Source organism: Rhodococcus sp. NPDC049939, from assembly GCF_040656415.1.
GTDB lineage: Bacteria > Actinomycetota > Actinomycetes > Mycobacteriales > Mycobacteriaceae > Rhodococcus_F.
In genome coordinates this window covers 1,483,870-1,496,445 of the sequence record NZ_JBFAMC010000001.1, presented here as the reverse complement: position 1 = coordinate 1,496,445, position 12,576 = coordinate 1,483,870, and the positions used below count along the sequence as shown (strand labels likewise).

Below are 12,576 nucleotides of genomic sequence, written 5' to 3'. Positions count from 1 at the left end.
CTAGTACTCGGACTCCGCCTCGTTCGGATCGCCGCCGCGAATCGACCACAGCAGTCCGTCGAGTTCATCGGGCTTGACGAGCACCTCACGCGCCTTCGATCCCTCGCTCGGTCCCACTACTCCCCTGGTTTCCATCAAGTCCATCAGGCGGCCCGCCTTTGCGAAGCCCACCCGCAGCTTGCGTTGCAACATCGATGTCGAACCGAACTGACTGGAGACGACGAGTTCCACCGCCTGCAGCAGCACGTCCATGTCGTCTCCGATGTCGGGATCGACATCCTTCTTCTCGCCGACCTTGGCCGCGGTCACACCTTCGGTGTACTCCGGCTCGGCCTGATTCTTGGTGAAATCGACGACCGCCGCGATTTCCTCATCGGTGATGAACGCGCCCTGCATGCGGGTGGGTTTACCCGCACCCATCGGAAGGAACAGTCCGTCACCCTTGCCGATCAGCTTCTCCGCGCCAGGCTGATCCAGAATGACCCGCGAGTCGGTGAGCGAGGACGTGGCGAACGCAAGCCTCGACGGCACGTTGGTCTTGATCAGTCCGGTCACCACGTCCACCGACGGCCTCTGCGTGGCGAGCACCAGGTGGATGCCGGCGGCACGCGCCTTCTGGGTGATCCGCACGATCGCGTCCTCGACGTCGCGAGGCGCGGTCATCATGAGGTCCGCTAGCTCGTCGACGATGGCGAGAATATACGGGTAGGGCCGGTACACGCGTTCACTGCCGAGCGGTGCCGTGATCTCACCGGAACGCACTCGCGCGTTGAAGTCGTCGATGTGGCGCACCCGGTTGACCTGCATGTCCTGGTAACGCTGCTCCATCTCCTCCACCAGCCAGGCCAGGGCGGCAGCAGCCTTCTTCGGCTGCGTGATGATGGGCGTGATGAGGTGCGGAATACCCTCGTACGGAGTCAACTCCACCATCTTCGGGTCGATCAGAATCATCCGCACCTCGTCCGGAGTCGCGCGGGAGAGCAGCGACACGAGCATGGAGTTGACGAAGCTCGACTTACCGGAACCGGTGGAACCGGCTACGAGAAGGTGCGGCATCTTCGACAGGTTCGCGCTGACGAAGTCGCCCTCGATGCCCTTTCCGAGACCGATGACCAGCGGGTGGTGGTCCTTGCGTGTGGACGGCGCAGTGAGCACATCTGCGAGGCGGACCATCTCACGGTCGGAGTTCGGCACCTCGATGCCGACTGCCGACTTGCCCGGGATCGGCGCGAGAAGGCGCACGTTGTCGGTCGCAACGGCGTAGGCGATGTTGCGGGCGAGTGCGGTGATCTTCTCGACCTTCACGCCCGGGCCGAGCTCGACCTCATAGCGGGTGACGGTAGGCCCACGGGTAAATCCGGTGACCGCCGCGTCGATCTTGAACTGATCGAGAACCTCGGTGATCGCCTCGATCATCGCGTCGTTTGCGGAACTGCGCTTCTTCGGGGGATCGCCCTCGATGAGCAGCGAGGCGGGCGGCAGGATGTAGTCACCCTCGACGACCCGATCCGTGACGAACTTCTCCACGTCGGACGACGTTTCGGGGTCCGCTTCCTTCTTGCGTGCGGCATCGGGTGCAGCCTTCGCGCGCCGCCGCTTCTTGGCCGGTGCCGGCGCGGTGGCGGGATCAGCGGGAGGCTCGACATCCCACAGCCCGAGCACCTCGGTCTTCGCAGTGGCACTGACCTCGAATTCGTCGGTGGGGTAATTGTGGGCGGGCGCTCCCCGTACGGCGGTCGAGTAGTCGGAGACCGGGTGGCCGTCCGCATCGAACAGTGTGGGGTCGCCTTCGCCGGCGCCGTGATCTCCGCCGTAGTCGGCGTAGTACTCGCGGCCGAACGACGTCCCGAAGTACGACTGGAGCTTGCCCGGCACCTCGCGGATCGTCGTACCGGTCAGCAGCAGGACGCCGAACAGTCCGGCCATCAGCAACAGCGGCACGGCAAGCCATACGGTCAGACCATCGGTCAGCGGGCCGCCGGCCACGTAACCTACAAACCCTGCGCCGCCTGCGCGGCCTTCCGCATCGGTCGGTGCGCCGGAAGCGATGTGCCAGAGCCCGAGCGCAGGCAGCCCCACGAGTAGAGAGCCGAGGACGATCCTCGGCCGGATCTCCGGTTTCGGCTCGGTTCGCATCAGAATCACGGCGACGCCAACGCCGATGAGGGGAAGCACACCTGACGCCCCACCGAAAACGGTGGTCACTCCGGTCTTGATCCACGCGCCGACAGGTCCGCCCGCGGAGAACCAGATCCTGCCCGCAATGACGACGCTGATCGCGATGAGTCCGAGCGCAATACCGTCGCGCCTGTGTCCGTGCTCGATCTCGGAAGCCTTGCCGACCGTCCGCGTGGTCGCACCGACACCCCTGGCCATCAGCGACCAACCAGCACCGATCCCCCGCCCCAATGACTTGAGGGGACCAGACCTGGAGGGCTTCTTCGCCACTTGCCTCCGGGCGCTCTTGGAAGGGCCGCGGCGGGGTGACGGGGACTTTCGCGGGGTGCTGACCGTGCGAGTTGTGCGTGATTTCGGCTTGGAGGACGTCGACCCCCCTCGCGCGCCCATCCTCGTCGTGCTCGTACCGCGGGCGCTCGCCTTTCCTGCCATGACCCTCAGATTAGTCGCTACGGCATCTTCCGGACCATCCGCAACACCTTTAACAAGGTGAGACCTGGTCCGGCCGGGCGTCAAAAGCCACGTTCGAGAGACATCACGGCTTCGACATCGGCGGCCGAACCATCAGTCTCGACCAGCACCTGGTTCCGGCCGAAGGCGTGCAGTGCCAGCTCTGCGGGCTCGCCCCGCAAGATCACCCGGCGGTCGCCGACCTTGCGGACTGTCACCTGCTCACCAGACGGCCGCTCCAGCACCACGGACACCGGAGAGCGGCGGTAGCTCAGCCTGCCGACCTTGCGTGCCAGACCCCACAGCGCATCCTGGCGCTCACTTGTGAGCACTCGCGGCTTCCACCCCTCATGGGCGCGCCGTACGTCCTCGTGGTGGACGAACATCTCACCCATGTTCACCTGGTTGTCCACCCAGTGCATCGGCGACCACGCTGGTGGACCGGACCTGACCTCGTCCAGTAGACGACTCCACGGGCGCGTCGCGGTCTCTTTCCTGATGCGCTCCAGGTACCCGGCCAATGCGCCCACGAACAGACCGGGGGACGCATCGAGACGTCGCTCACGCACGATCAGGTGGGCAGCGAGATCGCGATTAGTCCACTGCCCGCACAGGGTTGGGGCATCCGGACCGTATTCGGCCATGGAATCGACAAGGGCGAAGCGTTCATCTCTGGCGAAGGTCACTCGCACGAATCTACCTGCCCGAGAGCGAATCTATCGGCCCGAGAGCGACTCGCTCTCGGACGTCGGCACCGCGATGACGTTGGGCACGATCATCGGCCTTCTCCGGTACTTCTCCGCCACCCATCTGCCAACGATGCGCCGTATCGCCTGAGCTATCCGATGGGTGTCGTTGACGCCTTCGGCAGCCAGCTGCGACAGTTCCGCCTCGACCAGCTGCGCCGCATCTTTCAGTGCGGTCGGATCATCCGAGAATCCTCGTCCCGACACCTCGGGGGTGCTGACCGCGCGACCCGTGTGATCGTCGATGACCACGTAGATGGCGATGAATCCACCCTCGCCGAGGACCAGCCGGTCCGACAGCGTGGAGTCGCCCACGTCACCGACGGACAGTCCGTCGACATAGACGTGCCCGACGGACACCTGCCCGACGATCTCGGCGAGACCGTCGACCATGTCGACCACGACACCGTCCTCTGCGAGAACGATCCGGTCCTCGGGCACTCCGGTAGCCCGGGCGAGAGCGGCGTTGGCCCGCAGGTGGCGCCATTCGCCATGCACTGGCATCGCATTCGTGGGCCGAACGGCGTTGTACAGATACAACAGTTCGCCCGCAGAAGCGTGACCGGATACGTGCACCTTCGCGCTCTGCTGCGTGACGACGGTAGCGCCTCGTTTGGCCAGTCCGTTGACGACGGCGAACACGGAGTTCTCGTTGCCCGGAATAAGTGAAGACGCCAGGACGACGAGATCGCCGGCGCGGATGTTGATCTGCCGATGCTCGCCGCGCGCCATCCTCGACAGGGCCGAGAGGGGCTCGCCCTGCGAGCCGGTGGAGATCAGGACCAGTCGATCGTCCGGCAGGTTGGCCGCGGTGTCGATGTCGACGACCAGGCCATCGGGCACGCTCAGGTATCCGAGGTCCTGCGCGATCTGCATGTTGCGGACCATCGAGCGTCCGACGAAAGCGACACGGCGGTTGTAACGGTGCGCGACATCGACAACCTGTTGAATGCGGTGCACGTGGCTGGCGAAGGACGCCACGATCACGCGTTGCCTGGCCTTGCCTATGACATTGTCGAGCACGCCGCCGATCTCGCGTTCGGGCGTGACGAATCCCGGCACCTCGGCGTTGGTGGAGTCCACGAGAAACAGATCGACCCCCTCGTCGCCGAGACGCGAGAACCCGCCCAGGTCAGTGAGTCTTCCGTCCAGCGGAAGTTGGTCGAGTTTGATGTCACCGGTGTGCAATGCAACTCCGGCATCGGTGCGAATCGCGACCGCGATTGCGTCCGGGATCGAGTGGTTGACGGCGAAGTACTCACACTCGAACGGCCCGTGCTCGGTACGGTGCCCTTCGACCACCTCGACGAGGTTGGGTCGCTGGCGGTGTTCACGGCATTTGGCCGCAACGAGCGCGAGCGTGAAACGCGAACCCACCACGGGAAGATCCGGTCGCAAGCGCAGCAGGAATGGAACGGCGCCTATGTGGTCCTCGTGACCGTGTGTGAGGATGACGGCCTCGACGTCGGCCATCCGGTCCTCGATGTGCCGGAAGTCAGGGAGGATCAGGTCGACACCAGGTTGCTGATCCTCCGGGAACAGCACACCGCAATCGATGATGAGTAGCTTTCCCTGGTGCTCGAATACGGTCATGTTTCGGCCGATCTCGCCGATCCCGCCGAGGGCCACCACCCGAAGGCCCTTGAACGGCGCCTTCGGTGGCAGACCGAGGCGTGCCGTCGGATCGGCTGCGGCCACCCGGGAACCCTGACGCTTGCTGCCACCACCTCGCCTACCGGATCGTGAAGGCGACTTGTTGGTGGCGCCTGCCTTGGCAGACGCGGCCTTGACCGGCGCAGACTTGGCCTCCGCCGACCTCGGAGCCGTCGGCTTGTCTGCCACGATCGGAACAGACTTGGGCTGCCCAGTCGCCGCCGAAACGGGTTCTGGTGCCGTTTCGGGCGTCTGATCGCCGGCGGAGGATGGGGGCGTAACGGGAGAGGGAGGACCGGCTTGACGGCGCGCGCTGCGGCGACGAGGAGGACGGGTCATGCGAGCACCCCTGCGGCATGGAGATCGGCGGCGAGTAGATCGATCTGGTCGCGTGTGGGCGCCACCTGTGGGAGCCTGGGCTCCCCCACGTCGAGGCCGATCAACCGCAGACCGGCTTTCGACGCGCTGACACCACCGAGGCGGGCCACGGATCGGATCACTGGAATCAGGCTGAGATTGATGGCCCGCGCGCGTGCCAAGTCACCGGCTTCGAATGCGGTGTGCAACTCACGCAGTCGCGAAGGCACGAGATGTCCTATGACACTGACGAATCCGACAGCGCCGACCGAGAGCCACGGAAGGTTGAGCGGATCGTCACCCGAATAGAACTCGAGGTTGGTGGTGCCGATCAATTCGGCGCCGGCATTGAGGTCGCCCTTGGCGTCCTTGACCGCGACGATACGTGGATGCTCCGCGAGGAGCCGCATCGTTTCCGTCTCGATGGGAACCACGGAGCGTGGTGGGATGTCGTAGAGCATGACCGGAAGATCGGTGGCATCGGCGACGGCGGTGAAATGGGCGTACAAGCCCGCTTGTGGCGGCCGTGAATAGTAGGGAGTGACAACGAGGAGACCGTGCGCACCCGCCCTGGCGGCGTCACGGGCGAGCGCAACGCTGTGTGCGGTGTCGTTGCTGCCCGCGCCGGCGATGACCTTTGCCCGGGCACCCACCGCATCGATGACCTCCCTGAGCAACTCGAGCTTCTCGTTTTCGGTAGTTGTCGGCGACTCACCGGTCGTACCGGCTAGGACGAGGGCGTCGCACCCGTTGTCGACGAGATGAGCCGCCAGGCGGACACCCGCGTCGACGTCCAGCTTTCCGTCCGCGGTGAACGGCGTCACCATCGCTGTGGACACGGTGCCGAACGGGCGGTCGACGGGAGAAGCGGCATCACCATAGGTCATGGTCAGAAGGCTACCCGGTGAGTCAGGGACTTTCGCAGGCCAGTCACGCGTCCCCCGAAAACGTACTCCGCGCCACTTCCGTTCCGTCGCGCGAAACCACAATCTCGAAGTCGCCGAAGATATTCGGGGCACACACCTGCAACTGTCTCAGACACTCGACCGCTACCCGGCGGATCTCCACGTCGGCGTGCTCGGTGGCACGCATCGAGATGAAGTGCCGCCATGATCGGTAGTTACCCGTCACCACCACTCGGGTCTCGGTTGCGTTGGGCAGAACCGACCTCGCGGCCTGCCTGGCCTGCTTGTTACGCAAGGGCACGCTGGATTCGTCCGCCAGTTTCGATTCGAGAGCCTCGAGCAGCTCGGTGTAGGCAGTCCGGCTCGCGTCGGTCGCCTCGGCGAAGAGTCGCTCTAGTTCCGGGTCGCCGGCGATTGCAGGCGGGACTACCACATTCGAGTCGTTCTCCCGCACGAAACGCTGCGAAAGTTGCGAGTAGGAGAAGTGCCGGTGGCGGATCAATTCATGAGTGCACGACCTCGAAATGCCGGTGATGTAGAAACTGACGCTGCCGTGTTCGAGGACCGATTCATGACCGACCTCGAGCAGGTGTCGCAGATAGCCGGCGTTGGTGGCGGTGCGCGGGTTGGGCTTGGACCAACTCTGGTAGCACGCCCGGCCCGCGAACTCCGCAAGCGCTTCACCGCCATCGGCGTCGGTCTCCCACGGGATGTCGGCCGGTGGCAAGAACTCAGTCTTTGCGACGAGTCGCACCCTGAGCGCAACGGTCTGCGGCACTGCTCTGCCCCTCCTGCCCGACTCGCCTGTTGAAGCTCCGTGCTGATCGACCCTAGTCGGAGCACTCACCGTAGCCACGGCGCGCCACGACTCGCCCAAAGAGACCGGTGGGACCCTTGGACCCGATATCACGTACGGCAATTGCCTGGTTTCCTTGACTGACGTCACCAATGACGTCACACTGACATCATGGATCTCGACAACTACGTTTCCCAGCTGCGAGACTCTCTGAACTCAGCAGCCGCGCTCGGCGACGAACAGACCAGGGCCACGGCCGCGGCTCTCGCAGAGGCCGTCGAGCCCGCAACTCGCCTGCTCGTGCTCTCCGCACTCACTGAGTTCGCGGGTGAAGTGTCGGCCGAACTCGGCAATCGCACTGTCAGTGTGCGATTGGACGGCACCGAAGTCGCAGTCGAGGTGCGTCGCGCCCCGGCCGAGCCCAAACCCGACGGCGAACAGAGCGAGACAGCCGACGACCTCGGTGCCGCCATCGATGACGCCACCGGTGACATCAGCCGCGTCACGCTGCGGTTGATGGATCGGATCAAGTCGAGGGCAGAGGAAGCAGCGTCCCAGAACGGCGTGTCGCTCAATTCCTGGGTCTCGCAGGCAGTCAAGGGCGCTCTCGAAGACCAGATTCGCCGCACCGACAGAGATAGTTACTGACCACACAACCAACTCACTCCGCACGCACAACGCAACGATGATGTAATTGCGTCGCATCAGCCACACGGTGAGAGTCGCCACTGGCTTGAAGGAGTGAGGAATATGGCCGTTTCCGGCATCAAAGAATTCGAAATCAAGGCAGACCCGGCCACGGTAATGGCCGCGATCGCTGCTGTGGATCGCCTGCCCGAGTGGTCCTCGCCCCACCAGTCGGTCACGATCGAGAGCACGCACGACGACGGGCGTCCCCACCGCGTCCGGATGAAGGTGTCGATTCTCGGCATCAACGACGAGCAGGTGGTCGAGTACGACTTCGAGGGCGACAACACCGTGTCATGGCACCTCGTCGAAAGCGGTCAGCAGAACGCGCAGGACGGCTCTTACGTCCTCGTTGGTTCGGACGCAGGCACGAAGGTGACGTTCGAGTTGACGATCGATCCGAAGATCCCGCTGCCCGGGTTCCTCGTGAAGAAGGCGCAGAAGACCGCACTCGAGACCGCCAGCAAAGGCCTGACGAAGTTCGTCGAAAGCCTCTGATCCTCCACCCTCCCCGCGGCCGCCCGACCATGCTCCTTACGGTCGTGTCGCTTCGGCCGCGAGGAGGGCACTGAGGTCACCTCTGTCGTCCACCTTGACCTCCTCCAGCCCCAACCACGTTGCCATCCTTCGTAGTTCGGGGATCAGAGCGTCCACCACTCGCTCCGGACGCTGATCAGGTTCTACGAAAGCAGACCGCACTTCGAGCACTCCCGACGACCGGTTCGCCGCGAGATCGACCCTCGCCACCAATTCGCCGTTCAGCAGGAACGGAAAGACGTAGTACCCGTGAACACGTTTGTGTGCAGGTGTGTAGATCTCCAGGCGGTAGCGGAAGCCGAAGATCCGCTCCGTTCTGGGGCGGCAGAAAACCAGCGGATCGAATGGGCACAGCAACGCGGCCCCGTCAACCTTCCGAGGAACGCGAACGTCGCGGTGAACGAGTGCCGGTGAATCCCAGCCACGGACCCGCACCCGTTCGAGTACCCCGTCCTCGACGAGATCCTCTATTGCCGTGCACGTCTGTGTCTTGGACAGACGGTAATAGTCGCGCAGGTCCGACTCGGTGGCCACGCCCAGAGCCTGTGCGGACCGCTGCACGAGCCCCCGGATCGCGTCCTCTTCCGGAAGCTTCTCGGCTCGAACCGGTTCCGGCAGGACCCGCTCAGTGAGGTCATAGTGGCGGGTAAACCCCACCCTCCTGCCCACTGCGAGTGCGCCAGAAGCGAACAACTGCTCGCACACCAACTTGGTGTCACTGCGATCCCACCACGAGCCCTTGCGTGATGGCCGGTCGATCTCGAGATGCTTCTCCACGTCGCCGGCGCTGCAAGCGCCCACCGCCCCGATCACGTCCAGCACGTCTGCGGCGAGAGTCGGATTGCGGTCGAGCGCTCGGGCCTCGCCCGCATGCCGCCCGCGCTGGTATTGCTCCATGCGCCAACGCATCAGTGGCCAGTCCTCGATCGGGATGAATGCGGCCTCGTGCGCCCAGTACTCGGTCAGTAGGCGCGGCGAGCGGGTGGTGTGCGACCACGCCGCCGAGTCGACCAACCCACGGTCGTAATCACCCAGACGGCTGAACAGTGGGACGTAGTGGGCGCGCACCGCCACCGAGACCGAGTCGATCTGGAACAGCCGTACCCGATTGAGAACAGACCGGATATGTCTTCGGGTCGGTGCCACGGCCGGTTTCGTTTCGGCGAAGCCCTGGGCCCAGAGCGCCGATCTCCTGGCCGCGGCGGCGGTCATCTCACGCATGCCCGCAGCCTGCCATCTGGCACCGACACCGTGCGGCAGCAGTCCTCGACGCACGAAATCTCGGACGTCACGAGTCGTCGGCGAGCGTGACCGCTACCGTGGCGCCGAGGTCGTAGCACCGCTCCCTTGCGTCCGTGCCAACCGATCCGATCAGTTCCACGGCTCCGGCCGCCTGCACAAGGCCGAGCCCGGAGGCGATCCTCTGCACCGATTTCACAGCTCCCGCGGTGTCATTGTTTCCATGCACCCACAATCCGTAGGGCCGTCCCACTACGGCATCGAGGCACGGGTAGTAGACAGTGTCGAAGAAGTGCTTGAGCGCCCCAGACATGTACCCGAAGTTCGCTGAGGTCCCGAAGAGGAACCCATCGGCTTGCAACACATCGGGCACTGTGGCGCCGAGAGCGGGCATCGACCGCAGCTCGACGCCTTCGATGTCGGGGTCCCGCGCACCCTTGCACACCGCCTCCAGGCACTCACGGGTCGTGGGCGACGGAGTGTGGTGGACGACAAGTAGTGACTTCACAGTGGTCAGCGTACGACCGCATTCGACTTCCGGCGCCGCCTTCGTGTTCAGCTCCCGGCGGTACCTTCGCGTTCAGCGCGCTCGAGTTCGACGGCTCTGCGCATCGTCTCCCGTGCGCGCCCACGGTCGCCGGCGTAGTCGTAGGCGCGCGCAAGCCGGTACCAGCGTCGCCAGTTGTCCGGGTCCGCCTCGTATTCGGACTTCACCTGTTGGAACAGCGCATCGGCGGCGGCGCGGTCCAGGCGGCCGGACGGGCGCCTCGGCAGATCGGTGACGTCCAATTCCAGTGACTCTTCCGCGATACGGCGGGAAAGGTACTGATGCTGGAATCCGGCACGTAGTGTGGCGTAGACGATCCATACACCCAGGACCGGAAGGATCAAGACGCCGATACCCAGACCGATGGCGGCACCGCCGCCGTCCCGGATCAGTTCTATCCCGCGCTGACCGAGGAGGACGAAGTAGAACGCCAGGGCCGCGACCAGCAGTCCGATCGTGACGACGGTCTTGGCCGCCCCTTCCTTCACAGGTCGAGGAGGGGGTCGATACCTACGGTGAGGCCCGGGCGGGAGCGGATCTCCCGCACACCGAGCAAGACGCCGGGAGCGAACGAGTTGCGGTCCATGGAATCGTGGCGGATGGTCAGCGTCTCCCCCTGGGTGCCCAGAATTATCTCCTGATGGGCGACGAGTCCGGCCAGTCGCACCGAGTGCACGCGCACCCCGTCCACGTCTGCGCCGCGCGCACCGTCCAGTTCGGTGGTTGTGGCATCGGGACTTTCACCGACACCTGCCTTGCGCCGAGCCTCCGAGATGAGCGCCGCGGTCCGGTACGCCGTGCCGGACGGTGCATCGGCCTTGTTGGGGTGATGCAGTTCGATGACCTCGACGGAGTCGAAGAACCGTGCGGCCGCCTCCGCGAACCGCATCGAGAGAACCGCACCGATTGCGAAGTTCGGGGCGATCAGCACGCCGACGCCAGGTCGATCCGACAGCCAGGTCCGCACGGTGTCGAGCCGAGCATCGTCGAATCCCGTCGTTCCCACCACCGCGTGAATGTTGTTGGAGACGAGGAACTTCAGGTTGTCCATCACCACGTCGGGGTGGGTGAAGTCGACCACTACCTGCGTGCCACTCTCGACAAACGCTTCCAAACGGTCGCCGTGATCGACCTCGGCCACGAGTTCGAGATCGGGCGCCTGCTGCACTGCCTCACAGATCGCACGGCCGACCTTCCCCTTGGCCCCGAGGACCCCGACCCTGATGGGCACACCTGCGCTCACTTCGCCACGCTCCGTCCAGTCACAACCATTCGTCCGAAAGCCTACGCAATTGCCATGTGCACCTCACGGGCCACCCGGCGAGACATCGGCCACGCCCGTATCAGTCGAAGGAAATGATCTGACGGATCGCCCTGCCATCGGCGAGTTCGTCCATTCCCCGGTTCACGTCGTCGAGAGCAATGCGAGAGGAGATCAGTTTCTCCACCGGAAGCCTTCCGGAGCGCCAAAGCCCTTCATAGATCGGGATGTCCCGCGACGGAACCGCAGACCCGAGGTAGCTACCGATGATTGTCCGAGCCTCCGCCACCAGCGCCAACGGCGAGATCGACGAACGCACTTCCGGCGACGGCAATCCCACGGTGATCGTCTTGCCCCCTGGAGCGGTGGCACGCACCGCGGATTCGAACGCTCGGGCGTTTCCTGCGGCCTCGATCACGATGGGCGCCCGCAGTCCGGACCGTTCGAGTTGGGCAGGTGTGAAGACCGATGTCGCCCCGAGTTCTCGTGCAATCTCGAGTTTCTCCGGGACTGCGTCGACGCCGATCACCGCCCCTGCCCCGTGTGAGACCGCGGTAAGGATCGCCGCCATTCCCACGCCACCGAGACCGATGACCATGACTGCCTGACCCGGACTGGGATCTCCCTCGTTCAGCACCGCGCCGCCGCCGGTGAGAACCGCGCATCCGAATACCGCGGCCACATCGGGTGGAACATCGTCGCCGACGGGGACAACGGATCGCCTGTCGACGACGGCGTGCGTCGCGAATCCGGACACTCCTAGATGGTGATGCACGACATCTCCGGCGCGCCGCAGTCGCGATCCGCCGTAGAGAAGGGTGCCGTCGTTGTTGGCTTTGCTGCCGGGCACGCACGGCATCCTGCCGCCGGTGGCACAACCTTCACACCTTCCGCAGCGTGGAAGAAACGTCATGACCACTCGCTGCCCGACCACGACGTCGTCGACACCGGGGCCGAGTGCCGCGATCCGCCCTGCCGCCTCGTGTCCGAGCAGCATCGGGACAGGCCGGACCCGGTTGCCATCGACAACGGACAGGTCCGAGTGGCACAGTCCCGCCGCCTCGATTCGAACAAGGATTTCACCCGAGCGAGGTTCGTCCAGCTCGAGTTCTGAAATCGAAATGGGTGTCGACTCGGCGAAGGGGCGCGATCTACCGATCTCCTCGAGTACCGCCCCACGAATCTTCATTTCGGACTTTCCCCCCAACGTTGAGCGAACC

12 protein-coding genes are annotated in these 12,576 nt (G+C 64.7%); 2 read left to right on the top strand and 10 right to left on the bottom strand.

From position 1 onward, the window contains the following. From AB0I57_RS06860 to thyX, 5 genes are all read right to left on the bottom strand, one after another. The gene (locus AB0I57_RS06860) at window positions 1-2,610 is read right to left on the bottom strand and encodes a DNA translocase FtsK (protein ID WP_358331642.1); all 2,610 of its coding nucleotides are present in this window, start codon (window positions 2,608-2,610) and stop codon (window positions 1-3) included. Between the two features lie 80 nt (window positions 2,611-2,690). Further along, window positions 2,691-3,314, bottom strand: coding sequence for a TIGR03085 family metal-binding protein (locus tag AB0I57_RS06855; protein WP_358331639.1), 624 nt, complete (start codon window positions 3,312-3,314; stop codon window positions 2,691-2,693). A gap of 30 nt (window positions 3,315-3,344) precedes the next feature. Next, entirely contained in the window at window positions 3,345-5,366 is a 2,022-nt protein-coding gene (locus AB0I57_RS06850; RefSeq protein WP_358331636.1) for a ribonuclease J, read from the bottom strand. Continuing rightward, window positions 5,363-6,271 (bottom strand): 4-hydroxy-tetrahydrodipicolinate synthase, encoded by a 909-nt coding sequence (gene dapA / locus AB0I57_RS06845; protein ID WP_358331633.1) that lies wholly within the window; start codon window positions 6,269-6,271, stop codon window positions 5,363-5,365. Before dapA ends, AB0I57_RS06850 begins: the two co-directional genes overlap by 4 nt. 43 nt (window positions 6,272-6,314) lie before the next feature. Then, the gene (gene thyX, locus AB0I57_RS06840; protein ID WP_358331630.1) at window positions 6,315-7,067 is read right to left on the bottom strand and encodes an FAD-dependent thymidylate synthase; all 753 of its coding nucleotides are present in this window, start codon (window positions 7,065-7,067) and stop codon (window positions 6,315-6,317) included. 189 nt (window positions 7,068-7,256) lie between these two features. Between thyX and AB0I57_RS06835 the strand changes: the two genes are divergently transcribed. Continuing rightward, entirely contained in the window at window positions 7,257-7,733 is a 477-nt protein-coding gene (locus AB0I57_RS06835) for a toxin-antitoxin system HicB family antitoxin (RefSeq protein ID WP_358331627.1), read from the top strand. Window positions 7,734-7,835: 102 nt separating this feature from the next. Next, entirely contained in the window at window positions 7,836-8,270 is a 435-nt protein-coding gene (locus tag AB0I57_RS06830; protein WP_358331624.1) for an SRPBCC family protein, read from the top strand. 36 nt (window positions 8,271-8,306) lie between these two features. Here AB0I57_RS06830 and AB0I57_RS06825 read toward each other — a convergent pair whose 3' ends face one another. From AB0I57_RS06825 to AB0I57_RS06805, 5 genes are all read right to left on the bottom strand, one after another. Beyond that, a complete protein-coding gene (locus AB0I57_RS06825; protein ID WP_358331621.1) occupies window positions 8,307-9,530 on the bottom strand; it encodes a crosslink repair DNA glycosylase YcaQ family protein in 1,224 nt (407 codons plus the stop codon). Window positions 9,531-9,597: 67 nt separating this feature from the next. Continuing rightward, window positions 9,598-10,056: a flavodoxin gene (locus tag AB0I57_RS06820; protein ID WP_358331618.1), complete on the bottom strand. Its 459-nt coding sequence runs from the start codon at window positions 10,054-10,056 to the stop codon at window positions 9,598-9,600. 47 nt (window positions 10,057-10,103) lie between these two features. After that, entirely contained in the window at window positions 10,104-10,583 is a 480-nt protein-coding gene (locus tag AB0I57_RS06815; RefSeq protein ID WP_358331615.1) for a hypothetical protein, read from the bottom strand. Then, entirely contained in the window at window positions 10,580-11,326 is a 747-nt protein-coding gene (gene dapB / locus AB0I57_RS06810; protein WP_358333237.1) for a 4-hydroxy-tetrahydrodipicolinate reductase, read from the bottom strand. Before dapB ends, AB0I57_RS06815 begins: the two co-directional genes overlap by 4 nt. A 112-nt stretch (window positions 11,327-11,438) precedes the next feature. Then, window positions 11,439-12,545 carry an alcohol dehydrogenase catalytic domain-containing protein gene (locus AB0I57_RS06805; protein WP_358331612.1) on the bottom strand — a complete coding sequence of 369 codons (1,107 nt, stop codon included), beginning with the start codon at window positions 12,543-12,545 and terminating at the stop codon, window positions 11,439-11,441. Window positions 12,546-12,576 lie beyond the last annotated feature (31 nt).